Raw genomic sequence first — 26554 nt, 5'->3', positions numbered from 1 at the left:
CCATCATGCCCCGGATGGCGATGCGGCGGGAGGGCTTTCGCCCACCACCGCCCGGCGGCATCCTGGCGAGCGAACCGAAGGGTGCCCCGACCATGGCCTTCCGCTGCGACCTCATCCTGCGCGACGCCACGCTGGTGGACGGCACCGGTGCGCCGCGCCGCCGCGGCGATGTCGCGGTGCGCAGCGACCGTATCGCCGCGATCGGCGACCTCTCCGGCCTGGCCGCAGACCGGGAGGTGATGGCCGGGGGCCGCGTCGTGGCGCCGGGCTTCATCGATGCCCATTCGCATGATGACCAGGCGGTGCTCTGCGGCCCGGCCTGCATGCTGTGCAAGACCAGCCAGGGCGTCACCACGGTGGTGGTCGGCAATTGCGGCATCAGCCTGTCCCCCGTGCCGATGGCCGAACGCCCACCCGCACCGATGGACGGCATCTGCGCCCCCGAATGGTGGATTTTCGACAGTTTCGCCGCCTATGTCGAACGCCTGCGCGCCAGCCCCTCCGCCGTGAACACCCTGGCGCTGATCGGCCACATGTCCCTCCGCATCGGCGCCATGGGCCGCGACACCGGCCGCCCGGCGACGGACAAGGAAGCCGAGCGGATGCGCAAGCAGCTCGCCCAGGCGCTGTCCGAGGGTGCCGCCGGCTTCTCCACCGGCCTGTTCTACCCGCCCAGCAAGGCGGCACCGACGGAGGAGGTGATCGCGGTGGCGGAAGCGCTGCGCGAACACCGGGGCCTCTACGTCACCCATATGCGTGACGAGGCCGATCAGGTGCTGGACAGCATCGAGGAAACGCTCCGCATCGGCCGCGCGGTCGGCGCCCCCGTCATCATCAGCCACCACAAATGCGCGCAGCCGGAAAACCACGGTCGCTCCGCCGAGAGCCTGGCGCTGATCGAACGCCACGCGGCGGGCTACCCGGTGGCCTTCGATGTCTATCCCTACACCGCCTCCTCCACCTCCCTCGCCGCACGGCCGCCGCGGGCGGATGTGCCCGTCACGGTCACCTATTCCGTCCCGCATCCCGAGATGGCGGGCCGCGCACTGGAGGGCATCGCCGCCGAATGGGGCCTGGACCTGGCGGAGGCGGCGCGGCGCCTCGCCCCCGGCGGCGGCGTCTTCCACAACATGGCGGAGGCCGATGTGCGCCGCATCCTGGCGCATCCGCTCTCCATGGTCGGCAGCGATGGCGGGCCGCTCGCGCCGCACCCGCATCCGCGGCTGTGGGGCACCTTTCCGCGCGTGCTCGGCCATTACAGCCGGGAGCTTGGATTGTTCGACCTGGAAACGGCCGTGCACAAGATGACCGGCCGGACCGCCGCGATCTTCGGCATTCCGGATCGCGGCGTGCTGCGCGAAGGGGCCTTTGCCGATCTGGTGCTGTTCGATGCCGCCACGGTGCGCGACCGCGCCAGCTTCGCCGAACCGCGCCAGGTGGCCGAGGGCATCCTGGAGACCTGGGTGAACGGCCAATCCGTCTACACCCAGGAAAGCGGCGCCAGCGAAACCCCCGCCGGCCGCCTGCTGCACCGCGAGGCGCCAGAGACCCTTTGAGAACCACCCCGGAATAGGCGAGAAAGCCCCATGAGCACCTATCGATTCGACCACATCCACCTTCGCAGCCCGAATCCGGAGGCGACTGCCGCCTTCTACGTCTCGGCCTTCGGCGCCGAGATCAGGCAGCGCGTCACGCCCGGCGGAAAGCTGCGGATCATTCTCGACCTCGCCGCCGTGCCGCTATTCGTGGAGGAGGTGCCGGCCGGCACCGCCGCCCCGCCGCCGCCGCCCTTTCTGGGGCTGGAGCATGTGGGCCTCGGCGTCGATGACCTGGATGCGGCGCTGGCCGATCTCAAGGCCAAGGGCGTGCCGCTGATCTCCGGCCCGACCGAGGCCCGCCCGGGCGTCCGCATCGCCTTCCTCCAGGCGCCGGATGGCGTTCGTGTCGAGTTGATCGAACGTCGCGGCTGAACCTGCCGCGCCGATGACCCGCTGGGCCCCCGTCGCCGCCATGCTGGCCGGCGGCGTGCTGGGCGCGGCGCAGATCGGCAAGGTGCCGGCGGCGATGACCACCATCGGCGCCGAATTCAACATGGGCCTGGCCGGCGCGGCGCTGCTGGTTTCGCTGTTCGCGCTGATGGCGGCGCTGGGCGGCCTGGGCATTGGCCTTGCCGTGGCGCGGATCGGCCCGCGCCGGGCGCTGCTGGCGGGGCTTTGGCTCGGCGCCGTGGCGGCGGTGGCGGCGGCGCTGGCGCCCAATGCGGCGTTGCTGCTGGCCGCCCGCGTGGCCGAAGGCGCCGGCTTCCTGCTGCTGGTGGTCGCCGCGCCCGGGCTGATTTCCGCCTGCGTCGCGGCGCGCGACCGCGGCCTCGCCATGGGGCTGTGGGGCACCTACATGCCGGCCGGCATCGCGCTCGGCCTGGTCAGCGCGCCGCTGGTGGAGGCGCAGGGCTGGCGCTTCGCCTGGATGGTGCTGGCACTGGCGCTCGGTCTGGCCGCGCTGCTGTGCTGGCGCCTGGTGCCGCCGGGGGCGACGGCCGAGGTGCCACCCGCCGTCCCCATTCCGGCGCAGCTGCGCGCCCTGGTTGCCGCGCGCCGCCCGCTGCGAATCGCGAGCGCCTTCGCCACCTACAACATCCTGTATTTCGGTATCGCAGCCTTCCTGCCGGCGCGTCTGGAATCGCTCGGCGCCGGCACCGGCGGGGCAGGGGCCGCGGCGGCGCTGGCGGCGGTGGCCAATGCCGCCGGCAACCTCGCGGCCGGCCTGCTGATGCGCCGCGGCGTGGCGGCGGAGCGGTTGGTGGTGGCGGGCGCACTCGGCATGGCGGTGCTGGGAAGCGGCGTTTATCTGGTGCCGGACCCGACCTTGGTGGTGGGGCTGGCGGTGCTGGCCTGCGGCATCGGCGGGCTGTTGCCGGCAGCGTGTTTCGCGCTGCTGCCGCGCGCCGTGCCGAACCCGGCGCTGGTCGCACCCGCGGTCGGGCTGGTGATCCAGGGCAACAATCTGGCGCAGCTTCTGGCGCCACCCCTGATCGGCGCGCTGGCCACGCAATCCTGGGCGCTGGCCTCCCTGCCACTGCTTGTGGCGGGACTGCTCGCGACTTTGGCAGGTCGGTCCCTCGCGCGGTGATTTCGCGCCCGCCGCGGCCTTGTGGCGATGCGTTTCGGAAGCCAAGCTGCATCCCACGCGGACCGCAAGCGCCGCATCCAGGGACTGCCCACGCCGACCGATTCGAAGGGAGCGTATACATGCCAGGCCATCTCGATCGCCGTCACCTGCTCGGCCTCGCCGCCGCCGCGCTGCCGCTGCTGGGCAGCACCGCCCAGGCGCGGCCGCTGGACCAGGTGCTCTCCACCCGCCGCCTGCGCGCCGGCATCAACCCGACGCTGCCGCCGATGGGCCTGTTCAACGAGCGCAACCAGATCGACGGCTTCGATGCCGAGATCGCGCGCGAGATCGCCCGGCGGATGAATGTCGAGCTGGAGATCGTGCAGGTCGGCAGCCCCGACCGCATTCCCTTCCTGCAGGCGGACCGCATCGACATCGTGCTGGGTGCCATCACCCGCACGGTGGAGCGCGCGCTGGTGATCGACTACACCGTGCCGCTGCACACGCAATCCATGGTGGTGCTGACCAAGGCGAGCGGCACCGCGGTGCCGATCAACACGCCGGCCGACCTCAACAACCGCGCCGTGCGGCTGGTGCAGGTGCGCGGCACCGTGGGCGTGCCCTGGATCCAGGCCAATGCCGCACAGGCGCAGGTGACGCTGCTGGACAACTACCCGGATTGCTTCCGCGCGCTGGCCCAGGGCCGTGCCGATGCGATGGTGGATGTGGCGGAATCCGTCGTCATCCCGATGCGGAACTTCCCCGTGCAGTGGAAGATCCTGGACGAGGTGCTGGCCAGCTTCTGGGTCGGCATTGGCGTGCAGAAGGGCAACACCACGCTGAAGGACGTGCTGAACGTCATCCTGTTCGAGATGCATCGCAGCGGCTTCGTCAACACGACCTGGCAGAAGTATTTCGGCGTGCCGATGACCACGCCGATCCCCTTCAACCCGATGTTCTGAAGCGACCCGCGTGCAGCTTCAATACGGGCAGGTCTGGCAATACCTGCCCGACTTTCTGCTGGGTGCGGCGACCGCGCTGTGGATCGCCGGCGTGGCCTTCGCCGGCGGGCTGCTGATCGGCCTGGCCGGCGCGGCGGCGCTGACCTACGCCACCTGGCCGCTGCGCGCGCTGGTCACCGGCTATGTACGCTTCTTCACCTACACGCCGCAACTCGTGCAGATCTTCTTCCTGTTCTTCGCGCTGCCCGAGCTCGGCATCATGCTGTCGCCCGTCACCGCCGTGCTGATCGGCATGACGCTGAATGCCGGCGCCTATTTGACCGAGATCGAGCGGGCCGGCTTCACCAGCGTGCCGCGCGCGGAGCTGGAGGCGGCGGAGACGCTGGGCTTCGGCCGTGTGCAGACGGTGTGGTACGTGATCGCGCCGCATGTGATCCGCGCGCTTTATCCAGCGCTGTCCAGCCACTACATCATCATGACACTCGGCACCTCCATGGCCGCGATCTTCGGGGTCGAGGAACTCACCGGTCGGGCGCTGAACGCCAATGCCATCTCGTTCCGCTCCGTCGAGATCTTCTCCATCGTCGCGGTGATCTACATCGCGCTGACGGTGGTGGCGTCGGCGCTGCTGTGGCTGGTCGGGCGCTGGCTGTTCCGGGTGAAGGCCAAGGTGTTCTGATGAGGGCACCCAGGGGTCTCCACCTGCGGCCGGCATCTTCGGCCGGCCGAGCGGCCGAATGGCCGCCGCGGCCCATGACGCGAAGCCAAGGGCCGCGGATGCGGCCTGCCCGGCGTCTGAGGTTGCCGGCATGAATGCCTGGGACATGCTGCTGGCCGAGGCGCCGCGCTTCTACACCTGGTGGAACCTGCGCTTCCTGGCGATCGCGGTCGGCAATACGCTGATCGCCGCGGTCGCCGGCTGCAGCATCGGCTATGCCATCGGCTTCCTGCTGGCGGTGCTGCGGCTGCCGCAGATCAACCCTGTCGCGCCGCTGCGCGCCTTCTGCATCCTGTGGGTCGAGATCTTCCGGCGCATCCCCTTCCTGGTGCTGCTGCTGCTGGTGTTCTTCCTGTCGCAATTCGCGCGGCTGGAGGCGCCGCTCTGGTCCATCGCCGTCACCGCCGTGGCGCTGCGCATGTCCGCGCTGGCGGCGGAGAATGTGCGCGCGGGGTTCGAGACGGTGCGCCGCACCCAGTGGGAAGCCGCGCAGACCATGAACCTGCCGGGCCTGACCACGCTGCGCCGCGTGGTGCTGCCGCAAAGCTGGCGCGTGATCCTGCCGCCATCCATCGTGCATGTGCTGTCGATGGTGAAGGAGACCTCGCTGGTCAGCCAGATCGGCTTCATCGAGATCACCTTCGCGGCGAAGATGCTGACGCAACGCGGGTTTTCCGCGCTGATCACCTATGGCACCGCGCTGGTGCTGTATTTCATCATCAGCTGGGCGCTGGCCAATCTCGGCCGCTGGGCGGAACGGCGGCTGACGGTGCGGCCTACAGCCCCGACGCCCTGAGCGCCGCGCGCAGCATCGCCGCTTCCGCCGCATCCACCGGCGGTTGCGGCAGGCGCACCGTGGCATCGGGGATCACGCCCATTTCGCGCAGGCAGAATTTCAAACGCGCGGTCGCACGCCCGCCGGGCGGCGCGCCGTAGATCGCCTCCGCCAGCGGTTCCAGCTTTTCGTGCAGCGCGCGGGCGGCGGGCAGGTCATTGGCGCGCACCGCGGCATCCAGCGCGACAATCTCATCCGGCAGGATATCCGCCAGCGACACCAGGCTGCCATCCGAGCCATGCACGTAGCAGGCGAACAGATGCTCGTCGCCGGAGGCACAAACGGCGACATCCGGCCGCTTCGCGCGCACGCGGCGGCGGACATCGTCGTAGCTGTCCACCTCCCACCCACCTTCCTTGATGCCGACCACTTCGGGGATGTCCAGCAGCGCATCCAGCGTCTCCGCCGTGAAGGCCATGCGGCCCGCGGCGTGATGTGCCTGGAACAGGAACATCGGCAGGCCCGGCACGGCGTCTGCCACCGCGCGATGGTGCAGCACGGACATCGCCGTGGTGTGGGCGAGGGCAAAGCTGTTGGGCAGGAACACCATCACCGCATCGGCGCCCGCCGCCTTCGCCTCCCGCGCTTCCTGCGCTGCCTCCAGGCTGCTTTCGGCATTGACGCCCGCCACAACCAGCCGCGATGAACCGACGGTGGCCACCGTCATTTCGACGGCGCGTCGCTTCTCCTCGCGTGACATGCAGAAATTCTCGCCGGCATGGCCGTTGATCAGCACGCCCGCCATGCCGTCCCGCAGCACGCAATGCGCCGTGTGGCGGGCGTAGCTCTCCCAGTCCACGCTGTAGTCCGCGCGCATCGGCAACACGGTGGAGGGATAGATGCCTTGGAATGTCTGGGGCTTCACGCCGCCTTCTCCTGCGCCAGCAAACGGTCGATGGGAAACAGCGGCAGTTCCGGCGCCTCGCCGCAGATGGCCTGCGCCAGTAGCTTCCCGAGATACGGGCCGCTGGTATAGCCGGAATGCACGCTGCCGATGATCCAGGCGTCGTCGATGCCGGGGATCGGGCCGATGGCCGGCAGCGCATCCGCCGTCTCCGCCTCCAGCCCCAGCCAGGCGCGCACCACCCGCGCATCGCGCAGCGCCGGCACGGTGTGAGCGGCCAGCCGTACATTGCCGAGAAAGCTCTCCGGCTTCACCGCCAGCCCGCCGCGCGCACGGTCGCCGATGCCCTGCCAGCCGCCGCCGATCAGCACGGACCCATTCGCATACTGCTTCAGCGACAGCAGGCCGGAGGCGACGCCGAGCACGGTCCGCATCACCTGCGGCATGCGTTCCGTCACCACAAGCTGGTTGACCAGCACCTTGATCGGCAGCGTCACGCCGAGCCAGGCCGCCATGTCCTGCAACCAGACGCCGCCCGCCAGCACGATGCGCTTCGCCTGCACCACACCCGCCGCCGTCTCCACCGCAAAGCCCGGCTTAATGCCGTGCACGCCGCAATTCTCGCGCAGCTCGACGCCGGCATTCAGCAGCGCCGGCCGGAAGGCGCGGCCGGTGAGGTAGGCACTGGTGAATCCGTCGATCGGGCAATGTCCGGCCGCGATCACGCGGTCCGACAGGCCCGGCTCGATCTCCCGCGCCCGTGCCGGCGTCACCAATTCAATCGGCGCGCCGGCCTGCCGCCGGAAATGCGCGCGTTCCTCCAGCATCGCCGCCTCATGCTCGGTGAAGGCGACGGAAAGCCCCGGGCAGCCGGTCGCGAGCACATGGCCGCCGTCGCACCATTCCGGCATGCGCAGCCACATCTCATGCGCCCGCAGCGCATAGGGGATCAGCGCCGCGCGGGTCATCTGCATGGTCAGCGTGCCGGCATTGACGCCCGAGGCCTCGCGGCAGATCGCGCCACGATCCAGCAGCACCACCTTCATGCCCGCGCGCGCCAGGAACAGCGCCGTGGAGCAGCCCATCACGCCCGCACCAATCACCGCGACGTCAAACATCAGATCGGCGCCGCGTTGGGCACGGGAATGTCGGCGTAGTCGAAATCGCCGAGCAGCGCGTCCATTGCCACCGGCCGCAAGGGCAGGCGCCCGGTGGCGAAGCCGGCGCGCTCGCGGCCGCCGCAATGCATGGCCACCAACTCCGCCGCCGTCTCGCCGCAGAGGCGTCCCTGGCAGGGGCCCATGCCGCAGCGGGTGAATTGCTTCATCTGGTTCATGTCGGCCGCGCCATCGGCGCAGGCCGCCTCGATCTCAGCGCGCGTCACGCCCTCGCAGCGGCAGACGATGGTCTCCGGCGGGATCGCCTGCACGAGTGCCGGTCGCAACGCCATCATGCGCGCCATCGCGCCGCCCGCCTTGGCGGCACGCGCGAAATCCCGCGCGGGTGCGGCGCGTGCCCCCGCGTGGTCCGGCAGCATGCCAAGATCGTGCAGAGCCGCCAGCACCGCCAGGCGGCCGGAGGCCGGCGCCGCCGCCGCGCCACGGACGCCCGCGCCGTCACCGGCCGCGTAGAGGAAGGGCACGGAACAGCGCTGGTCCCCATCCAGCACCGGCACCCAGCCGCCGGCTTCCGCCGCGTAGCGATGCGCGGCGCGGAAGGCGCGGGTGGCTTCCGTTGCCGGCACCAGGCCATGGCCGATGCACAGCGCGTCGCAATCGATCCAGGTATCGCCGACCAGAACGCGTTCCAGCGCCTCCCCTCCCGCCGCCGCGGCGATCCGCGCGCCCGAGACGACGCGCACGCCGCGGGCCAGCATCTGTGCCCGCCACAGCAGGCCGCGCGCGAGCAGGTCCGGTCGCACCGCGAGGGCGGGTAGCGCGCGCGCCCATTCGCGGCTGTGCGCCAGGTCCACCACAGCCGGCACCTCGGCCCCCGCCTTCAGCAGCTTGGCCGCCACGGCGTAGAGTAGCGGCCCGGCGCCCGCCACCACCACGCGCCGCCCCGGCAGCATGCCATGCGCCTTCAGCAGGATGGTGGCTGCCGCCAGGCCGAGCACGCCGGGTAGCGTCCAGCCCGGGAAGGCGATGATGCGTTCATGCGTGCCGGCGCACAGCACCAATGCGCGTGCCTGCACGGCGAAGCTCTGGCCGTCCGGCGCCAGCGCATCCAGGCGGAAGGGCGCTGCCTGCGTGTCCATCGGCACCAGCGGCCCGCCGCCGACGCCCCAGACGCGGCAACCGGTTCGCACCTCCGCGCCGGATTGCCGCAGGGTGGCGCGCAGCGCATCGCCGGCGCGGCTGTCGGCATCGGGCGGTACGGTGAAGCCAGCGGGCGGCGCGCGATACACCTGGCCGCCAGGGGCGGCGCTTTCCTCCAGCAGCACCACGCGCGCGCCACGCTGCGCGGCTTCCGCAGCCGCGGCCATGCCGGCCGGCCCGCCGCCCAGCACCGCGATGTCGTAGATCATGCCGCCGTCACCACCATGCCGGCGTAGATGGGGGTGAGGCAGGCCTGCGCCAGCCTGCCATCCACGCGCAGCAGGCATTGCTGGCACACGCCCATCATGCACAGCGCCGCGCGCGGCCGCGCCGCATCCTGCCCTTCGCCGAGGCGCCGTATACCGGCGGCGATCAAGGCCGCAGCAAGATTCTCGCCTTCCGGCGCCAGTAACGACCGGCCCTCGAAGCTGAAGGCCACGTCGGCCGGGCGCGAAATGCCCGCGATTCGGATGGGGTGTGCCACATCTTTCATCCTATCCGGCTTTGCGATCACGTCCATGCCCGCAAAGCCGCTTGACGCCGTGGCGTTAACGCAAAGACACTTGCGTGCAACAGACATGGAAGTGAGTCCAGGCTTGGCCTTCCTCGCGCTTGAAGGGCTGTCCGCCAGCTATGGTGGCGCCAAGGACGTGCTCAGCGACGTGACGCTGAACTTCGCAAAGGGCGAGGTGGTGGGGCTTATCGGTCCCTCGGGATCCGGCAAATCCTCGTTGCTGCGCGCCTTGGTCGGGCTTTTGAAGCCGCATGCGGGGCGCGTGACGCTGGGTGGCAAGCCCGTGGATTACGGCAACCGCGAATCCCTGCGCCTGGCGCGGGACCGCTTCGCCATCGTCTTCCAGCAATACAACCTTTTCCAGAACATGACCGCGCTCCGCAACGTCGCCATCGCGCCGACCCTGGTGAAGAAGCGCAAATCCGCGGAGGTCGAGGCCGAGGCGCGGAGCCTGCTGGCGAAGGTCGGCCTGGGCGAGAAGTTCAACGCCTATCCGGATGAACTCTCCGGCGGCCAGCAACAGCGCGTCGCCATCGCCCGCGCTTTGGCGCTGCACCCGGACATCCTGCTGCTGGACGAGGTGACCAGCGCGCTGGACCCGGAACTGGTGGGAGAGGTGCTGGACACCATCCGCGCGCTGCACGCCGATGGCATGACCATGCTGATCGTCAGCCACGAGATGGCCTTCATCCGCGAAGTCGCGACCACCGTCGTCTTCATGGACCAGGGCCGCGTGGTCGAGGTCGGCCCGCCCGCCCAGATCTTCGACGCACCGCAAAGCCCGCGCCTGCGCGACTTCACCGCCCGCATCCTGCGGCATTAGGGAGAGCCATCGACATGACCGACCGCCGCTCGCTTTTCGTCGGGGGCGCCGCCGCGGCCGCCGCCGGTGCCGCGTTGTTCACGCCGGGCCAGGCCTCGGCGCGGCCGCTGGAGGATGTGCTGCGCGCGAATGAACTGCGCGTCGGCGTCAACCCGACGCTGCCGCCGCGCGCGTTGTACAACGACCGCAACCAGATCGACGGGTTCGAGCCGGAGGTGGCGGCCGCGATCGCGCGCAAGCTCGGCGTGGCACTGGCGCTTCAGCCGGTCGGCTCGCCGGACCGCATCCCGATGGTTGCCTCCGGCCGCATCGATTTCGTGATGGGCGCGATGTCCCGCACCAGCGAGCGCGCCAAAGTCATCGACTACACCGTGCCGGTGCATTCCGAGAATTACGGCATCGTCGCCGTCGCCGGCCGTGGCCACACGACGCTGGAGGCACTGAACAAGCCGGATGTCACCCTGGCCCAGGTGCGCGGCACCACGGCCATCCCCTATATCGCGCGCGTCATTCCCAACGCGCAGGTGCTGCTGCTGGACAACTACCCGGACCGCAACCGCGCCATCGCCCAGGGCCGCGCCCAGGCCAGCTTCGACGGCATCGATGCGGTGCGCTTCGCGCTGCGTCCCTTCCGCCAGGTGCAGTGGGAGGTGACGGCGGTGCCCGAATTCGGCGTCACCTATTCCGGCCTCGGCGTGGCCAAGAACAACCACTCGCTGCGCAACTGGCTCAACATCGCGCTGTATGAACTGCATGTGGACGGCACGATCGAGCGGGCGTGGGAGAAGTGGTTCGACGGGCCGATGTTCACTAAGGTTCCGCACAGCCCCTTCTTCTGAAGCATGAGCTACACGGTCATCTATTCGCAGGTCACCGGCCATATTCCCTATCTGCTGGCCGGGGCCTGGCTGACGCTGCAACTGGCCTGCATCTCCTTCTTCATCGGCTGGGGCATCGGGCTGGTGAACGCGGCGGTGCTGGCCTATGGGCCGCGCCCGGCACGCATGGCCGTGCGGGCCTATGTGACCTTCTTCATCAACACGCCCTTGCTGGTGCAGATCTTCTTCATCTTCTTCGTGCTGCCCGATATGGGCATCCTGCTTTCGCCCTATGCCGCGGTCGCCATCGGCATGTCGCTGAACGCGGGCGCCTACCTCACGGAAATCCAGCGCGCCGGCTTCAGCAGCCTGCGGCGGGCGGAGATGGATGCGGCGGCCGCGATGGGCTTCAGCCTGGTGCAGACCATCTGGTACGTGGTGCTGCCGCATATCGCGAAGGCGCTGTACCCGCCGCTGGCCAACCAGTTCATCATCCAGGTGATGACCACCTCCATCGCCGCCATCTTCGCGGTCGAGGAGCTGACCGGGCGCGCCTACAACGTGAATGCGCTCACCTTCCGTGCGCTGGAGGTCTTTTCCATCACGGCGGTCATCTACATCGTGCTGACCATTGTCTGCAGCCTGGCGCTGGCGCTGCTCGGACGCTGGCTGTTCCGCGTCAACGCGAAGGTGTTTTGAGCGATGTGGGAACAGGTGGTGGAGGAAGCGCCGCGCTTCTTCGGATACTACAACCTGCTCTTCATCGGGGAAGCGCTGGTCAATACGCTGCTGCTGTCCTGGATCGGCGCCACGGTCGGCTTCGGCTTTGGCTTCCTCTTCGCCATCTGCCGCCATCCCCGGCTGTTCGGCGTGCTGCCGCTGCGGATCGTCGCCACGCTGTATGTCGAGCTGTTCCGCCGCATCCCCTTCCTGGTGAAGCTGATGTGCGTGTTCTTCGCCTTCCAGCTTTCCGGCGCGCAGGCTTCCCTGTTCACGGTGGCACTCGTCACCGTGGTGCTTTCGGCGGCCGCCTTCGCGGCGGAGATTGCCCGCGCCGGCCTCGAATCGATTCCCGCCCCGCAATGGGATGCGGCGGAGGCGATGAATTTCGGTCGCTGGCGCACGCTTTGGCGCGTCGTGGCGCCGCAGAGCTTCCGCATCGTGCTGCCGCCGCTGTTCGGCTACACGGTCGGCTTCATCAAGAGCACCTCCATCGCCAGCCAGATCGGCGTGATGGAACTGACCTATGCGGCGAAAATCCTGAACACCCGCGGCTTCTCCGCCTTGCTGTGCTTCGGCACCATCCTGCTGCTGTATTTCCTGATCTGCTGGCCCACCAAACATTTCGGCGAACGGCTTGAACGCCGCCTCGCCCGACGCTGAGGAAGCCCACCATGCCCTACATCATGCCCGGCGCGCATCTGCTGCAGGGCGCCATCGACCCGCATGTGCATTGCGCGCCGCATCTGAACGGCCGTTCGGTGAATGTGTTCGAGGCGGTGCGCCAGGCCGCCGCCGCGGGCATGCGCGCCATCGGCATCATGTGCAATTTCCAGAACACCTCCGGCTTCGCCGCCCTGGCCAATGATGAACTCGGCCATCTCGGCTGCAAGGCCTTCGGCGGCGTCATCATGCAGCCCACCGCCGGCGGCGTGACGCTGGAAGTGGCGAAGGCCGCGATCGGCTATGGCTACGGCCCGGGCACCGGCGCGCGCTTCGTCTCCCTGCCCACGCACCACACGCGCTACATTGCCGAACGTGAGGGCCGCAGCCCCGCCTTCCTGGAGACGACCTTCCAGGTGCCGGACTCCGGCAAGGTGCCGGAGGTGGTCTGCGCCATCATGGATCTCTGCGCGGAGAAGGACGTGGTGTTCGATTGCGGCCACGTCTCCGGCCGCGAAGCCGTGGCGCTGGCCGAGGAATGCAAGCGCCGCGGCGTGACGCGCATCCGCACCCATGGCTCGCGCTACGCGATCGACCAGATCCAGGCCATCACCGCGCTCGGCGGCTATGTGGAGCTGTCCTTCTTCATCCTGACACATGCGACGCAGGTCGGGCTGACGCATGTGGATGAGGAGAAGCACAAGATCGCCTCCGCCAGCACCATCCAGGATTTCACGCCGCGCATCCGCGCCGCCGGCGACCACTGTATCCTGTCCTCCGACGGAGGCGTCTTTCTGCTGCCGCCGCCGGTGGAGTGCTTCCGCGAATACATGCTGCTGGTGCAGAGCGAGGGCTTCTCGGATGATGAGATCCGCCGGATGACCTCGACCAATCCGGCGGCCCTGTTCGGCCTCGACTGATCCGCGCCTTACCGCGCCATCAGCATCAGTGCGCCATCAGAACCGGCACCGTCATGCGCGCCAGGATGCCGCGCGTGACGCCGCCCAGGATCAGCTGGCGCAGCCGGGAATGACCATAGGCACCCATGACGATCAGGCCGGCGCCGGAATCGGCCGCCTCGTTCAGCAGCAGGTCGGCTGCCGGCACCTCATCCGTCACCAGATGCTCGGCGGTCGCCTGCACCCCGTGGCGCGCCAGATGCAGGGCGATGTCCACGGCCGGCACGTCGCCCTCACCGCCGATGCCGTGGCGCGGGTTGATGGCCAGCACTTTCACCTCCCGCGCCGCCCGCAGCAGCGGCAGCGCATCGTGCACCGCACGTGCCGCTTCGCGCCCGGCCTTCCAGGCCACCAGTACACGCTCCGGCGCCTTCCGGAAGTGACCGGCGTAGGGCACCATCAGTACGGGGCGGCCGGACTGGAACAGCGCCTGCTCCAGGATTGTCTCATCCAGCCGCACATCCGGGCCAGCCGGATCCGGCTGGCCGAGTACGGTCATGTCGGCATAGCGCGCGTGCAGGACCACCATCTCCGCCGGCAGCGTGTCCGTCTCCCGCCATTCGCCGCGCAGGCCGTCCCGGCGCAGCTTTTCCTCGAAGGCGTTGCGGGACCGGGTGGCGGATACCGCCGCTTCCGCCCGCACGCGCTCCGCCAATTCGCCAAGCGTCGCACTGGCCAGGTTGCCGGTCAGGCCGATGGGCAGGGAGGCCTCCACCGCATGCAGCCCGATCAGATGCGCGTCATGCCGCGCGGCCAGGGCCGCTGCGAAGTCCAGCCGCTTTGCTGCGGCCTCGGTGCCATCCAGATGTACCAGCAGATCCTGCAAGGCCATGGCTTTGTTCTCCCGCCTGATTTGTCCTCGGCGCAGAATGCACCCCGCGGCCGGCGCCCGCCTTGATCCGCATCATGCCTCCCGCCCGGTGGTCTGGCCCGCTTTGGCCAACCCCGGTTAAGCTGAACCGCAGATTGCTTCCCCGCAAGGATCCCGCCTGATGCAGACCGACATCCCCGAGGTCGTCGCCGAGGTTACTGCCGCCTTTGCCCGCTACGAGCAGGCGCTGGTGGCGAATGACGTGGCGGTGCTGGCTGAGCTGTTCTGGGACGATCCGCGCACCATCCGCTACGGCGCGACCGAGATCCTGCATGGCTATGCGGAGATCATGGCGTTCCGCGCCAGCCGGCCCTCCGTCGGGCTGGAGCGGACCCTGCTGCGGACCGTCATCACCACCCATGGTCAGGATTTCGCCACCGCCAACACCACCTTCGACCGGAACAGCCGCATCGGGCGGCAGAGCCAGACCTGGGTGCGCCGGCCGGAAGGTTGGCGGGTGGTGGCCGCGCATGTCAGTTTCATGGCGCCGGGTGGCTGATCTGGGCCGGAAGGCCTTCAAGGACGCGTGAGTCCAGGGTTTGCGCCGTGGTGTGGGGCGACGCTGACCCACATGCGCTGATACACCAAGAGAAAGCATTTTAGCCTCCGCGCGGCGAATTCATGGCATTTGATCCACTCCTTCTTCCCGCGCCGCGTCTCCTCCCCCCGGGGTTGTGCACGCTTGTCGATCCGGACCTGGTTTGGTTGCATCTGATTTCGGATGTGGCCACGGGCCTAGCCTACCTTTCGATTCCCGCGGCGCTCGTGGTGTTCGCGATGCGGCGGCGGGACCTGGCCTACCCCTGGGTCTTCGTGCTGTTCGCTGCCTTCATCATCGCCTGCGGCGCGACACACCTCATGCATGCCTACACCATGTTCACCCCGGCCTATGAGGCGGAGGGGCTGGTCAAGGCGATAACCGCCGCCGTCTCCGTCACCACTGCCATCGTCCTGTGGCCGTTGCTGCCCCGCCTTCTCGCCCTGCCCAGCCCGGAGGCGATGGCGCGGGAGGTGGAGGACCGCCGCGCGGCGGAAGCCCGGGCCCTGGCCAGTGAGGCGCGCAGCGCCGCCTTCATCGCGCATCTGGCGGAGGCGCTGTTCGTGATCCGCGTGCGGCCGGATGGCGGCTTCCAGGCGGAAACGGTGAACCCGGCCTTCGAACGCCTGTTCGGGATCACGGAACAGGCAATCCGCCGGCAGCCGCTCGAGCAGGCGGTGCCGGAGGCCATGCTGGCCGCCGCGCTGCCGCACTGGCATCAGGCGGTGGCCCAGCGCCAGCCGGTCGATTATGTGATGGAGGCCGAAACCCCCGCCGGCTGGCGTGTCTGGCAGACCGTGCTGGTGCCGATGGTGAGCGCGGAGGGGCCGGTGGAACGGCTGCTCGGCTCGGCGCGGGACATCACCATGACCCGTCGCCTGCAGGCGGATCTGCTGCAAAGCGCGCGGCTGGCCACGGTCGGCACCATGTGCGCGGGCCTCGCGCATGAAGCCAGCCAGCCGCTCAACGCCGCGATGCTCTGGCTCCGCAGCGCCCGCGCCGCGGCAGAGGGTCTGCAGCCCGAGGCGCGACTGACCCGGCTGCACACCGCCTTCGGCGTGGTCGAAGGCCAGTTGCGCCGGGCCGGTGATCTGGTGGCGCGCATTCGCGCCCTGCCGGATGACGAGGCGGGTGCCACGCAGGTCTTCGATGTGGGCCGCACCGCGGCGGATGCGGTGGCCACCGCCTCCGGCCAGTATGCGCCGGAGGGAATCGAGGTGATCTTGCACAACCTCCCCGGCCCATTGCCGGTGCGGGGCGCGCCAGCGCGGCTCGAACAGGCGCTGCTGCAATTGCTGGCCAATGCGCGCGATGCGGTGCAGGACCGGCAGGCTGGCGAGCCGGGCAGCGAGGGCCGGATCACCGTGACCCTGCTGGAGGAAGCCGGGGAGGCGGTGGTGGAGGTGCAGGATACCGGCGCTGGCGTGCCGGATGCGCTGCGCGATTCCATCTTCGACCCTTTTTTCACCACGCGCGACCCCGGCCGCGGCAGCGGGCTCGGTCTGCCTCTCGCAGCCGCCGTGGCGCGCGGCATGGGCGGGCGGATCGACCAGCACAATGCGCCGGAGGGCGGTGCGGTCTTCACCATGCGGCTCGCCCTCGCGCCGCTTGCGTGCCTGCAGCCGGCAGAGGAGGCAAGGATCTGATGGCCTGGCGTATCCTGGTTGCCGAAGATGAAGGCCTCGCCGCGATGGCGATCGAGGATGAGTTGGTCCGGGAGGGCTATGAGGTCGTGCTGGCACCTGACGGCCAGGCCGCGCTGGAAGCCGCGGCGCGGGAGCCGCCGGACCTGCTGCTGACCGATCTGCGGATGCCGCGGCTGGACGGCGCCGGCCTGATCCGGGCGCTGCGGGCCGCAATGCCCGCTCTGCCCGTGGTGGTGATGACCGGCTACGCCCCGTCCGGCGGCGTGGGCGCCTTCGCCAGTCCCGGGGAGGGGCCGGTCGCGCTGTTCGCCAAGCCGCTGGATATGGACGCGGTTCTGCTGGAGCTTCGCAAGCTGCTGCCGGGGCCATAAGCTGCCACGGGGCGGCGGACGGGACGGCACATGATATTCTCCCTCACCGGGCAGGTGGCGCTGGTGACCGGCGCATCGGGTGCACTCGGCCGGCATTTCGCCCGCGTGCTGCACGGCGCCGGGGCGCGGGTGGTGCTGGCGGCGCGGCGGCCCGATTCGGTGGCGGCGCTGGCGGCGGAACTCGGCGCGGGCGCCATGGCCGTGGCGCTGGATGTGACGGATGAGGCCAGCATCGCCGCGGCGCTGGAGGCGGTGCAGGCTAGCTTCGGCGCCCCCACCATCCTGGTGAACAATGCCGGCATCGCCGCGACGCGCCCCTTCCTCGACCATACCGGGGCGGATTGGGACCAGGTGATGGCGGTGGATCTGCGCGGCGCCTTCCAGGTCGCTCAGGCCGTGGCGCGGGCGATGGTGGCGGCGGGGCAGGGGGGTGCCATCGTCAATGTGGCTTCCATCCTCGGCACACGAGTCATTCCCGGGGTTGCCGGCTATTCCGCGGCCAAGGCGGGGCTGATCCAACTGACGCGCCAGATGGCGGTGGAACTCGCCCGTCACCGCATCCGGGTGAACGCCCTGGCGCCGGGCTACATCGCCACCGAGATCAATGCCGAATTCTTCGCCAGCGATCCCGGCCAGGCGCTGGTGAAGCGTATTCCGCAGCGCCGGCTTGGTCAGGCGGAGGACCTCACCGGCCCGCTGCTGCTACTGGCTTCCGCCGCTGGCGCGCATATGACGGGCAGCGTGCTGACCGTCGATGGCGGCCATTCCGTCAACAGCCTGTAGGACACGCCCCGCATGGATTTCGCCCTGCCGCCCGAGATCGACGCCATCCGCCTGCGCGTGCGGGATTTCGTGGACACGAAGCTGATCCCGCTGGAAGCCGACCGTGCCAATTACGACGAGCATGAGAACATCCACCCCGATGTCCTGAAGCGTCTGCGGGCGGAGGCGAAGGCGGAGGGTCTCTGGGCCTTGCAGATGCCGAAGGCCCGCGGCGGCGGCGGTCTGCCGGTGGTGGGCATGGCGGCCTGCTATGAGGAGATGAACCGCGCCATCTTCGGCCCGGTGGTCTTCAACAGCGCCGCGCCCGACGATGGCAACATGATCGTGCTGGAGAAGGTGGCGACGGAGGCGCAGAAGGCGCGCTGGCTGCAGCCGATCATCGATGGCGATGTGCAATCCAGCTTCGCGATGACGGAGCCCGATGGCTGCGGCAGCGATCCGTCGCTGACCTACACCCGGGCCGAGAAGGTGCAGGGCGGCTGGCGCATCACCGGCCGCAAGCACTATATCACGGGCGCCGGGGAATCGAAGCACTTCCTGCTGATTGCCCGCACCAGCGAGGATGACCGCAAGGGCCTCACCTGCTTCCTGTTCCACGCCGACCAGCCCGGCTGGCGCATCATCCGCCGCATTCCGATCATGGGGCCGGAGGAGCATGGCGGGCATTGCGAGATCGCATTCGATGGTCTCGAAATCCCCGACGAGAATGTGCTGATGGGCGTCGGCGACGGGCTGAAGCTGACGCAGATCCGCCTCGGCACCGCACGCCTCACGCATTGCATGCGCTGGCTCGGCATGGGTCGCCGCGCGCTGGAAATTGCCATGGCGCGCATCGCGGAACGGCAGAGTTTCGGCCAGAAGCTGATCGACCGCGAATCCGTGCAGGGGCTGGTCGGCCAGGCGGCGATGGAGCTTGAGATCGGCCGGCTGCTGACCATGAAGGCGGCCTGGGTGCTGGACCAGGGTGGCTTTGCGCGGAAGGAGGTCTCGATGGCGAAGATCGTCGTCGCCGACGCGCTGCACAAATCCGTGGACACGGCGCTGCAATTGCTCGGCGCGCGTGGCTATTCGAAGGACACGCCGGTGGAGTGGATGTACCGCTACGCCCGCCAGGCGCGCCTGGTGGATGGCGCGAGCGAAGTGCACCGCATGGTGCTGGCGAATTTCCTGCGCCGCGAGGGCCGCGACTTCTTCCAGTGGGGCACACATGGATGAGGCGGCGCTGCGCTTCTGGCTTGCGCAGGCCAGCGGCGATGCGGGTCTTCGAATCACCGCGCTGACACGACTGTCCGGCGGCGCCATCCAGCAGAACTGGGCGCTGGACGTGGAGGTTCTGGGCACACCGCAGCGCTGGGTGCTGCGGACGGATGCGCCGGCCGTGCTCGCCGTCAGCCACACCCGGCCCCAGGAATTCGCGCTGCTGCGCGCGGCGCGGGAGGCCGGGGTGACGGTGCCGGAACCGCTGTATCTCTGCGAGGATGCGGCGGTGCTTGGCCGTCCCTTCTTCGTCATGGCCCGCATCGAGGGCATCGCCGCGCCGCATCGCGTGGTGAAGGACGCGACGCTGGGCGGCGGGCGGGAGGCCTGTGTCGCGGCGCTGGGGCGCGAACTGGCCCGCATTCATGCGATCCGCCCACCGCGCGCGGATCTCGCCTTCCTGGGTGACCCGCCGGCGGATGCGGCGCTGGCCGCCATCGCATCGCTGCGTGGCAGGCTGGATGCCGCCGGCACGCCGCGGCCGGTGCTGGAGTGGGGGCTGCGCGCGCTGGAGCGCAAGGCGCCCGCGCCGGTGCCGCCCGTGCTGTGTCACAATGATTTTCGCACCGGCAACATCATGCTCAATGCGCAGGGCGTGGCGGCGGTGCTGGATTGGGAATTCGCGGGCTGGGGCGACCCGCATGCCGATCTCGGCTGGTTCTGCGCGAAGTGCTGGCGCTTTGGCCAGGTGGCGCAGGAGGCCGGCGGCATTGGTTCGCGCGCGGCCTTCCTCGCCGGCTACGGCCTGCCCGTGGACTCTGCGCGGCTGCCCTGGTGGGAATTGCTGGCCACCATCCGCTGGGCCGTCATCGCCGCGGACCAGGCGGCGCGCCACCTCTCCGGCCAGGAGCGCAGCCTGGAACTGGCGCTGACCGGGCATATGGTGCCGGAACTGGAGTGGGATGTGCTGGCGATGGCGGAGGCGCTGTGATGCAGGAAAAACCCGACGCCGCCGATCTGCTCGCCACGGCGCGCGAGGTGGTGCTGGCCGAGTTGCTGCCCGCCCTGCCGCCGGAGAAGGCGGTGGCCGCCCGCATGGTCGCCGCCGCCATCGCGCTCGCGCTGCGCCAGTCGGCCGCGCCGCCGATGACGGATGCGCGTGACCTCGCCATGCTGGCCGGGGAAATCCGTACCGGGCTGCACGACCCCGGCACGGAAAGCCACGCGGAGGTCGCGGGCTTCCTGCGTGACCATGCCCGCGCGCGCGCCGCCGTCAGCGCGCCGAAGGCGTTGGGCTGAACCCGGCGCCGGCGTGCTCATCCAGCCGCGGCGCACCGCGCGGCGGCAGCGGGCGGACGCCATCGAAGCTGATGGGCGTGGCGACCACGGAGAAATCCTCGCCGGGCGGCGTTGCCAGCATCTGCATCGCCGCCGCCTGCGGCTCCGCCAGCATTTCTTCAACCGTGTTGATCGGCGCGCAGGGGACGCCCGCCTCCACCAGCAGGCCGAGCCATTCCACGCGGCGGCGGCCGCGCATGATCTCCCGGATCATCGGCAGCAGGGCGTCCTGATGCGCGATCCGATCGCGGTTGGTGACGAAGCGGGGGTCCGCGATCCACGCCGCATGGCCGAGGACTCGGGCGAACTTGCCGAAAAGCCGGTCATTGCCGCAGCAGACCAGCAACGGCGAATCCGATGCATCGAAGGCCTCGTAAGGCACGAAGCCCGGATGGCCGGAGGCATGCCGCACCGGTTGCTCGCCCTGGTTCACAAATGCGGAAACCTTCTGGTTGGCCCAGGCAAAGGCGGTCTCGAACAGGGATGTGTTGATGACGCAGCCGCGCCCCGTCGCCTCCCGCTGCCGCAGCGCCGCGAGCGCGCCGATCACCGTCCACATGCCGGTGCCCTGGTCCACCACGCTGGCGCCCATCCGCACCGGCTTGCCACCTGGCTCCCCGGTGATGGAGGACAGCCCGCCAAAGGCCTGCAGCAGCGGCTCATAGCCCGGATGGTCGCGCATCGGGCCGCGATGGCCGAAGGCGCCCATCTCGCAATAGATCAGCCGCGCATGCCGCGCGGTGGTTTCCGCCCCGCCAAGGCCGAGCGATTCCGGCACGCCGGGGCGCATATTGTGCAGCAGGATATCGGCCTGCTCCAGCAGCGCATGCAGCGCCGCCATGCCCTCGGCGGATTTCAGGTCCAGCGCCACGCTGCGCTTGCCGCGGTTGAACTCATGGAAGACCAGCGCATCGCCGCGGCGGAATTCCCGGCCCATCTGCCGCGCATCATCGCCGCCCTGCGGCTTCTCCACCTTGATCACATCGGCGCCGAGATCGGCCAGAATCGCGCCCGCATAGGGACCCGCAAAAACCTGGCCGATCTCCACCACCTTCACGCCATCCAGAGGCTTCACGCCGCGATGCCCTGCTTCGCCCGGTACTTTGCCAGCGTCCCCGCATGCATCACGCGGCCGTTCAAGCGGCGCCCGATCAGGCGCTCCGCCATGCGGGCACATTCCACCAGCGCCTCCAGGTCGATGCCGGTCTCGATGCCGAGTTCGTGGCACAGGAACACCAGGTCTTCCGTGCAGACATTCCCCGCCGCCCCGGCATCGCCATGCGCCGCGAAGGGACAGCCGCCGAGGCCCGCGACGCTGCTGTCGAACAGATCAACCCCCATCTCCAGCGCCGCCAGCACATTCGCCGTGCCGAGGCCGCGTGTGTCGTGCAGATGCAGCCCGATCCGCACCTCCGGCAGCGCATCCCGCACCATGCCCACCAGGCGGCGCGTCTGCTCCGGATTGCCCCAGCCCATCGTATCCGCCAGGAAAATCTGCGGGAGTTTGTCGCCACGCTCGGCGCAGATGGCGTGGGCGTAGCGCGCCAGCGCCACCACGCGCTCGGGCGGAATGTCGCCTTCGTAGTTGCAGCCGAAGGCGGCCATGATGATCGCATATTCCGGCTTCACGCCCGCTTCCGCATAGCGGTCGAGCCAGCCCTTCTGCCGCTCCGCCATCTCATCCGCCGAGCAGCGGTTGTTGCGCTGCGCGAAGGCGTCCGAGGCATAGAGCGAGATCTTGCCCGACAGATCGACATGCCCCGTGGCGCGGGCGCGTTCGAAGCCCTGCTCGTTCAGCCAGAGGCCGGCGTACTGCACGCCCGGCTTCTTGCGGATGGCGGCGAAGAATTCGGCGCTGTCGGCCATTTGCGGCACGTGCTTCGGGCTGACGAAGCTGGCGACCTGGATGTGGTGCAGCCCGGTTTCCGCCAGCTCCTCCACCAGCTTCACACGCTCCGCCAGCGGGAAGATCTGCTGTTCAATTTGAAAACCCTCGCGCGGGCCTTCCTCGCGGAACTCGACCCGTTTTGGCCGGTCGGACATGTTCGTTTCCTTCCCTCAGGGCGCCGCGAGAATGGTGCCCGTGCAGTCGCCAAAGCCGATACCGGCAAAGCCTTCGCGACGTCCGCGAGCGCGCAGCGTGATGCTGTCGCCGTCTTGCAGGAAGCGGCGCGAGGCACCGGATGGCAAGGTCAGCGGCTTGCGCCCGCCCTGCGTGATTTCCAGCAGTGAGCCATAGCCCGTCTCGGTGGAGATGGTGCCCGTGCCGAAGAGATCGCCCGGTTGCAGATTGCACCCGCCGCAGGTGTGGTGCGCCACCATCTGCGCCGGCGTCCAGTACAGGCCGCGCGCATCGCTGGTGGAAAGCTGGCAGGGCGCCTCGCCCGGCACGGTCAGCCAGACTTCCAGCTCCAGCGCCAGCGCGCCCGCTTGCTGGTCCGCCTCATCCCACAGATAGTCCATCGGCCGCGGCTCCCGCGCCGGCTGCGCCACCCGGAACGGCGCCAGGGCCTCCGGCGTCACCACCCAGGGGCTGATCGTCGAGCCGAAATTCTTCGCCAGGAAGGGGCCGAGCGGCTGGTATTCCCAACCCTGAATGTCGCGTGCCGACCAGTCATTCAGCAGGCAGAAACCCGCGATATGCCCTGCCGCCTGTCCGATCGAAATCGGCTCCCCCAGCGCATTGCCCGGCCCGATCCAGATGCCGAGCTCCAGCTCGTAATCCAGGTTGCGGCTCGGCCCGAAGCTCGGCGTGGTGTCGCTGGCCGGCTTGCGCTGCCCATTCGGCCGCCGCAGCGCGGTGCCGGAGGGGACGATGGAGCTGGCGCGGCCGTGATAGCCGATCGGCACATGCTTGTAGTTCGGCATCAGCGGCTGGTCCGGGCGGAACAGCGCGCCGACATTGGTGGCGTGCTGGATGCCCGCGTAGAAATCCGTGTAGTCGCCGATGCGCGCCGGCAGATGCAGCGTGCAGTCTTTCGCGTCGTGCAGCACCAGCGGCGCGGTGCTGCCTTCCACCAGCAGCGCCGAAAGCTGCGCGCGCAGCGCCTGGCGCGGTGCGGCACCCATGGCGAAGAAGCCGTTCAGCGTGCCATCGGCCATGGCCGCGACCGCCTCGGCCGCCACACCTGTCAGCGGTGCGCTGGCCAGTTCCAGAATGCTGTCGCCGATCGCGACCCCCGCCCGCTTCGTTCCACCGGGTGGCGAAAACACACCGAGCGGCAGGTTCTGGATTGGGAAATCCGCATGGCCATTGGCGGAGGCGACGCGGCTGCGCCGGGCCGCGTCGTGTGTCGCATCAAGCATCCAGGTCACCGCCTCGTCGGGTCGAATTTCTTCACCAGGCCGGACCAGCAAGCCTCGTAATCCGGCTGCCGCTGCGCCACGCCGGCGGCATAGGCCGTCACGCGTTGTGGCAGCCGCGTTTCCAGCATGAAGGCCATGGTGTTCGCCAGCTTGTGCGGTGCCAGTTCCACGGTGGAGGCCTTCTCGAAAGCCTCCGCATCCGGCCCATGCGGCAGCATGCAGTTGTGCAGCGAGAAGCCGCCCGGCACGAAGCCCTGCGGCTTCGCGTCGTACTGGCCGAGGATCAGGCCCATGAACTCGCTCATCAGGTTCATGTGGTACCAGGGCGGCCGGAAGGTGTTTTCCGCCACCATCCAGCGCTCCGGAAACAATACGAAGTCGATATTGGCGGTGCTGGGCGTTTCCGATGGCGCGGTCATCACGGTGAAGATCGACGGGTCCGCATGGTCGAACAGCAGCGGCCCAACCGGGGAGAAGCGGGACAGGTCGTATTTGTACGGCGCGTAATTGCCGTGCCAGGCCACCACATCCAGCGGCGAATGCCCGATCTCCGCCTGCCAGAGCTCTCCGCCCCACTTCACCACGACCAGCTGCGACCGCTCCACATCCTCATAGGCGGCGATGGGGGAAAGGAAGTCGCGCTGGTTCGCCAAGCAATTGGCGCCGATCGGGCCGCGCTCCGGCAAAGTGAAGGCGCCGCCGTAATTCTCGCAGACATAGGCCCGGGCCGGCTCCTCGTTGAACAGCTCCACCCGGAACTTCACGCCCCGCGGCAGCACCGCGACCTCGCCCGGCGCCACATCGATCACGCCGAATTCGGTGCGGAAGCGCATCCGGCCCTGCTGCGGGATCACCAGCATCTCGGCGTCCGAGTTCCAGAAGGTCTCGTCGACCATGCTGCGCGTCACCAGCGCGATGCTGGCCGCCATGCCGGTCTGCGCCGTCACGTCGCCGCAGGTGGTGATGGTGCGCATTCCGGTCAGAAAGGTCTCGCCCGAATCCGGGATCGGCAGCGGGTCCCAGCGCAGCGGCTGGATCGGCAGGCCGGAGTCCTCCGTGCAGGGGGCGCTGCGCCATAGCCCGGCATCACGCGGCGCGAAGCGCCCGATATGCGCGACGGTCGGGCGGATGCGGTACAGCCAGGACCGCGCATTGCTGGCCCGAGGTGCGGTGAAGGGCGAACCGGAGAGCTGCTCGGCATACAGCCCATAGGCGCAACGCTGCGGCGAATTGCGGCCGACCGGCAGGGCCCCGGGCAGCGCCTCCGTCTCGAAGCCATTGCCGAAGCCGGACATGTAGCCGGCATTGGCGGCCGTGATGATGGTCTGTTGCGGCGTGATATCCATGCTCGCCTCCCTCCGATCTTCCCAGCATAGCGCATCCGTGGCCGCTGGGGATGCTGGACGCGCGCGGCCGGTGGCGGCAGGTTGGCCGCCGAACAACGCCAGGAACGCCCCTCAGATGAGCCTTCGCGGCCGCGCCTGCATCGTCGGCGCCTATGAACACCCCACCCGCAAGGCGCCGGACAAATCCGTGGCGCAGCTGCATGCGGAGGTCGCCTTCGGCGCGCTGGAAGATGCCGGGCTGACCAGGGCCGATGTCGATGGCTATTTCTGCGCCGGGGATGCGCCCGGCATGGGCCCGCTGGCCATGGCGGATTATCTCGGCCTGGACCGGCTGAGCCATGTCGATTCCACCGATATCGGCGGCAGCTCCTACCTGGCCCATGTGGCGCATGCCGCGGCGGCCATTGCGCTTGGCCGCTGCAACATCGCGCTGATCACGCTCGCCGGCCGGCCGCGCAGCGAGGGCATGGCGACGGGTACCGGCGCCCGCACGCAGAACGCCACCGTGCCGGATGATCCCTTCGAGATCCCGATGGGCCGCACCGTCGCCGGCAGCTACGCGCTGTGCGCCATGCGCCACATGTACGAATTCGGCACCACCAGCGAGGATCTGGCCTGGATCAAGGTCGCCGCCAGCGAGCATGCCCAGCACAACCCGCACGCGATGCTGAAGAAGCCGGTGACGGTGGAGGAGGTGGTAAACTCGCCCATGGTGGCGGACCCGCTGCACCGCCTGGATTGCTGCGTGATTTCCGATGGCGGCGGCGCGCTGGTGGTCACCCGGCCAGAGATTGCGCGGACCCTGAAGCGCCCGGTCGTCACCGTCCGCGGCACGGGGGAAGCGGTGAAGGGCCAGTTCGGCGGCTACCCGGACCTCACCTTCTCCGGCGCCCGCTTCTCCGGCGCCCGGGCCTTCGAGGAGGCGGGCGTGACGCCGGCCGATATCCGCTACGCCAGCATCTATGACAGCTTCACCATAACGGTGCTGATCCAGCTGGAGGATCTCGGCTTCTGCAAGAAGGGGGAGGGCGGGCGCTTCGTGCGGGATGGGAACCTGATCAGCGGCGTCGGCAAGCTGCCCTTCAACACCGATGGCGGCGGGCTCTGCAACAACCACCCGGCCAATCGCGGTGGCATGACCAAGGTGATCGAGGCGGTGCGGCAGCTACGCGGGGAAGCGCACCCCGCCGTGCAGGTGAAGGATTGCGGCCTGGCGCTGGCGCATGGCACCGGCGGGCTGCTCGGCCACCGGCACGGCAGTGCCACGCTGATCATGGAACGGGAGTGAACCGGATGTCTGAACGAATCATCGCCGCCCCGGTCATCGATCCCTCCACCCAGCCGGTCTGGGACGCGGCGGCGGAGGGGCGCCTGCTGATCGGCCTGTGCCGCGACACGGGCAGGCATTTCTACTACCCGCGCGGCGCCTCGCCCTTCACGCTTTCGGCGAATGTGGAGCTGGTCCAGGCCAGCGGCCGCGGCAGCATCTACAGCTACACCGTGATGCGCGTCGCCCAGCCCTATGCCTGCGCCTATGTGGAGCTGGAGGAAGGCCCGCGCATCTTCACCAACATCGTCGATTGCGATTTCGCCGAGATCCGCATCGGCATGAAGGTGCGCGTGGTGTTCAAGCCGAGCCAGGATGCGGAGGGTACGGCGGGCGCGCCGGTGCCGATGTTCGCGCCGGCCTGAAGCCCAGAGCAGCCCGTCCCGGAGCGGGCGGGCTGCGGCAGCTTCTTCCCAGCGCCGCGGCTGCGGCTGTTGGCTTAGCGCCGCGGCTGCGGCCCTCGGGCTCAGCGCCGCGGCTGCGGCGGGGCGATCGCGGTGCGCGGGGCGATGGCGCTGCGCGTGGCAACCGGGCTGCGCGCTGCGTTGC

The 26554-nt window shown here is 69.3% G+C and carries 29 protein-coding genes; 20 read left to right on the top strand and 9 right to left on the bottom strand.

All coding sequences use genetic code 11. The features are described from left to right. The first annotated feature begins 5 nt into the window (after positions 1 to 5). From Q8S40_RS18530 to Q8S40_RS18505, 6 genes are all read left to right on the top strand, one after another. A complete protein-coding gene (locus Q8S40_RS18530) occupies positions 6 to 1556 on the top strand; it encodes an amidohydrolase family protein (RefSeq protein WP_305671570.1) in 1551 nt (516 codons plus the stop codon). Positions 1557 to 1586: 30 nt separating this feature from the next. Continuing rightward, a complete protein-coding gene (locus Q8S40_RS18525) occupies positions 1587 to 1970 on the top strand; it encodes a VOC family protein (protein WP_305671569.1) in 384 nt (127 codons plus the stop codon). Positions 1971 to 1983: 13 nt separating this feature from the next. Continuing rightward, positions 1984 to 3129, top strand: coding sequence for an MFS transporter (locus Q8S40_RS18520; RefSeq protein WP_305671568.1), 1146 nt, complete (start codon positions 1984 to 1986; stop codon positions 3127 to 3129). A gap of 119 nt (positions 3130 to 3248) precedes the next feature. After that, the gene (locus tag Q8S40_RS18515; RefSeq protein ID WP_304811493.1) at positions 3249 to 4070 is read left to right on the top strand and encodes a transporter substrate-binding domain-containing protein; all 822 of its coding nucleotides are present in this window, start codon (positions 3249 to 3251) and stop codon (positions 4068 to 4070) included. 10 nt (positions 4071 to 4080) lie between these two features. After that, positions 4081 to 4749 (top strand): amino acid ABC transporter permease, encoded by a 669-nt coding sequence (locus tag Q8S40_RS18510; RefSeq protein WP_305671567.1) that lies wholly within the window; start codon positions 4081 to 4083, stop codon positions 4747 to 4749. 130 nt (positions 4750 to 4879) lie between these two features. After that, entirely contained in the window at positions 4880 to 5584 is a 705-nt protein-coding gene (locus Q8S40_RS18505; RefSeq protein ID WP_305671566.1) for an amino acid ABC transporter permease, read from the top strand. Here Q8S40_RS18505 and Q8S40_RS18500 read toward each other — a convergent pair. The 4 genes from Q8S40_RS18500 to Q8S40_RS18485 are packed head-to-tail and all read right to left on the bottom strand — an operon-like array spanning position 5565 to position 9269. Beyond that, on the bottom strand, positions 5565 to 6488 hold the full coding sequence (locus Q8S40_RS18500) for a dihydrodipicolinate synthase family protein (RefSeq protein WP_305671565.1): 924 nt from the start codon (positions 6486 to 6488) through the stop codon (positions 5565 to 5567). The two genes, Q8S40_RS18505 and Q8S40_RS18500, sit on opposite strands and share 20 nt — an antisense overlap. Continuing rightward, the gene (locus Q8S40_RS18495; RefSeq protein ID WP_305671564.1) at positions 6485 to 7585 is read right to left on the bottom strand and encodes an FAD-binding oxidoreductase; all 1101 of its coding nucleotides are present in this window, start codon (positions 7583 to 7585) and stop codon (positions 6485 to 6487) included. The genes Q8S40_RS18500 and Q8S40_RS18495 overlap by 4 nt, the downstream gene beginning before the upstream one ends. Further along, positions 7585 to 8994 carry an NAD(P)/FAD-dependent oxidoreductase gene (locus Q8S40_RS18490; RefSeq protein WP_305671563.1) on the bottom strand — a complete coding sequence of 470 codons (1410 nt, stop codon included), beginning with the start codon at positions 8992 to 8994 and terminating at the stop codon, positions 7585 to 7587. Before Q8S40_RS18490 ends, Q8S40_RS18495 begins: the two co-directional genes overlap by 1 nt. After that, positions 8991 to 9269, bottom strand: coding sequence for a 2Fe-2S iron-sulfur cluster-binding protein (locus tag Q8S40_RS18485; RefSeq protein WP_305671562.1), 279 nt, complete (start codon positions 9267 to 9269; stop codon positions 8991 to 8993). The genes Q8S40_RS18490 and Q8S40_RS18485 overlap by 4 nt, the downstream gene beginning before the upstream one ends. Positions 9270 to 9369: 100 nt before the next feature. On the opposite strand from Q8S40_RS18485, the gene Q8S40_RS18480 reads away from it, so the two are divergent. The 5 genes from Q8S40_RS18480 to Q8S40_RS18460 are packed head-to-tail and all read left to right on the top strand — an operon-like array spanning position 9370 to position 13243. After that, on the top strand, positions 9370 to 10122 hold the full coding sequence (locus tag Q8S40_RS18480) for an amino acid ABC transporter ATP-binding protein (RefSeq protein ID WP_305671561.1): 753 nt from the start codon (positions 9370 to 9372) through the stop codon (positions 10120 to 10122). Positions 10123 to 10136: 14 nt separating this feature from the next. Continuing rightward, a complete protein-coding gene (locus Q8S40_RS18475) occupies positions 10137 to 10961 on the top strand; it encodes a transporter substrate-binding domain-containing protein (protein ID WP_304811479.1) in 825 nt (274 codons plus the stop codon). Positions 10962 to 10964: 3 nt separating this feature from the next. Beyond that, positions 10965 to 11639, top strand: a complete 675-nt coding sequence (locus Q8S40_RS18470; RefSeq protein WP_305671560.1) for an amino acid ABC transporter permease — start codon at positions 10965 to 10967, stop codon at positions 11637 to 11639. Positions 11640 to 11642: 3 nt separating this feature from the next. Then, positions 11643 to 12323 (top strand): amino acid ABC transporter permease, encoded by a 681-nt coding sequence (locus tag Q8S40_RS18465; protein ID WP_305671559.1) that lies wholly within the window; start codon positions 11643 to 11645, stop codon positions 12321 to 12323. Positions 12324 to 12334: 11 nt separating this feature from the next. Then, positions 12335 to 13243, top strand: coding sequence for a DUF6282 family protein (locus tag Q8S40_RS18460; protein WP_305671558.1), 909 nt, complete (start codon positions 12335 to 12337; stop codon positions 13241 to 13243). A gap of 25 nt (positions 13244 to 13268) precedes the next feature. On the opposite strand, the gene Q8S40_RS18455 is transcribed toward Q8S40_RS18460, so the two are convergent. After that, positions 13269 to 14114 carry a universal stress protein gene (locus Q8S40_RS18455; protein WP_305671557.1) on the bottom strand — a complete coding sequence of 282 codons (846 nt, stop codon included), beginning with the start codon at positions 14112 to 14114 and terminating at the stop codon, positions 13269 to 13271. Between the two features lie 160 nt (positions 14115 to 14274). Here Q8S40_RS18455 and hpxZ point away from each other — a divergent pair, with 160 nt between their 5' ends. From hpxZ to Q8S40_RS18420, 7 genes are all read left to right on the top strand, one after another. Next, positions 14275 to 14652: an oxalurate catabolism protein HpxZ gene (hpxZ, locus tag Q8S40_RS18450; protein WP_305671556.1), complete on the top strand. Its 378-nt coding sequence runs from the start codon at positions 14275 to 14277 to the stop codon at positions 14650 to 14652. A 224-nt stretch (positions 14653 to 14876) separates the two neighbouring features. Next, on the top strand, positions 14877 to 16337 hold the full coding sequence (locus Q8S40_RS18445; RefSeq protein WP_305671555.1) for a sensor histidine kinase: 1461 nt from the start codon (positions 14877 to 14879) through the stop codon (positions 16335 to 16337). Further along, a complete protein-coding gene (locus Q8S40_RS18440) occupies positions 16337 to 16708 on the top strand; it encodes a response regulator (protein WP_305671554.1) in 372 nt (123 codons plus the stop codon). The genes Q8S40_RS18445 and Q8S40_RS18440 overlap by 1 nt, the downstream gene beginning before the upstream one ends. A 30-nt stretch (positions 16709 to 16738) precedes the next feature. Further along, a complete protein-coding gene (locus tag Q8S40_RS18435; protein ID WP_305671553.1) occupies positions 16739 to 17491 on the top strand; it encodes an SDR family NAD(P)-dependent oxidoreductase in 753 nt (250 codons plus the stop codon). A 12-nt stretch (positions 17492 to 17503) separates the two neighbouring features. Beyond that, positions 17504 to 18706 (top strand): acyl-CoA dehydrogenase family protein, encoded by a 1203-nt coding sequence (locus tag Q8S40_RS18430; protein WP_305671552.1) that lies wholly within the window; start codon positions 17504 to 17506, stop codon positions 18704 to 18706. Next, complete coding sequence (locus Q8S40_RS18425) at positions 18699 to 19679, top strand: phosphotransferase family protein (protein ID WP_305671551.1); 981 nt, start codon at positions 18699 to 18701, stop codon at positions 19677 to 19679. The genes Q8S40_RS18430 and Q8S40_RS18425 overlap by 8 nt, the downstream gene beginning before the upstream one ends. Next, positions 19679 to 19987 (top strand): hypothetical protein, encoded by a 309-nt coding sequence (locus tag Q8S40_RS18420; protein ID WP_305671550.1) that lies wholly within the window; start codon positions 19679 to 19681, stop codon positions 19985 to 19987. The genes Q8S40_RS18425 and Q8S40_RS18420 overlap by 1 nt, the downstream gene beginning before the upstream one ends. On the opposite strand, the gene Q8S40_RS18415 is transcribed toward Q8S40_RS18420, so the two are convergent. The 4 genes from Q8S40_RS18415 to hmgA are packed head-to-tail and all read right to left on the bottom strand — an operon-like array spanning position 19962 to position 24678. Beyond that, complete coding sequence (locus Q8S40_RS18415) at positions 19962 to 21101, bottom strand: CaiB/BaiF CoA-transferase family protein (RefSeq protein ID WP_305671549.1); 1140 nt, start codon at positions 21099 to 21101, stop codon at positions 19962 to 19964. The two genes, Q8S40_RS18420 and Q8S40_RS18415, sit on opposite strands and share 26 nt — an antisense overlap. Then, a complete protein-coding gene (locus tag Q8S40_RS18410) occupies positions 21098 to 22069 on the bottom strand; it encodes a hydroxymethylglutaryl-CoA lyase (protein ID WP_305671548.1) in 972 nt (323 codons plus the stop codon). The genes Q8S40_RS18415 and Q8S40_RS18410 overlap by 4 nt, the downstream gene beginning before the upstream one ends. A gap of 15 nt (positions 22070 to 22084) precedes the next feature. After that, entirely contained in the window at positions 22085 to 23332 is a 1248-nt protein-coding gene (fahA, locus tag Q8S40_RS18405) for a fumarylacetoacetase (RefSeq protein ID WP_305671547.1), read from the bottom strand. Between the two features lie 5 nt (positions 23333 to 23337). Then, complete coding sequence (gene hmgA / locus Q8S40_RS18400) at positions 23338 to 24678, bottom strand: homogentisate 1,2-dioxygenase (RefSeq protein ID WP_305671546.1); 1341 nt, start codon at positions 24676 to 24678, stop codon at positions 23338 to 23340. 115 nt (positions 24679 to 24793) lie between these two features. Here hmgA and Q8S40_RS18395 point away from each other — a divergent pair, with 115 nt between their 5' ends. Both Q8S40_RS18395 and Q8S40_RS18390 read left to right on the top strand, forming a co-directional pair. After that, on the top strand, positions 24794 to 25966 hold the full coding sequence (locus tag Q8S40_RS18395; protein ID WP_305671545.1) for a thiolase domain-containing protein: 1173 nt from the start codon (positions 24794 to 24796) through the stop codon (positions 25964 to 25966). 5 nt (positions 25967 to 25971) lie between these two features. Next, positions 25972 to 26370, top strand: a complete 399-nt coding sequence (locus tag Q8S40_RS18390) for a Zn-ribbon domain-containing OB-fold protein (RefSeq protein ID WP_305671544.1) — start codon at positions 25972 to 25974, stop codon at positions 26368 to 26370. Positions 26371 to 26554: the final 184 nt, after the last annotated feature.

The sequence above is a fragment of the Falsiroseomonas sp. genome (assembly GCF_030695085.1).
Lineage (GTDB): Bacteria > Pseudomonadota > Alphaproteobacteria > Acetobacterales > Acetobacteraceae > Falsiroseomonas.
The sequence above is the reverse complement of the archived record's forward strand: the minus strand, read 5'-3'. Positions and strand labels throughout refer to the sequence as shown.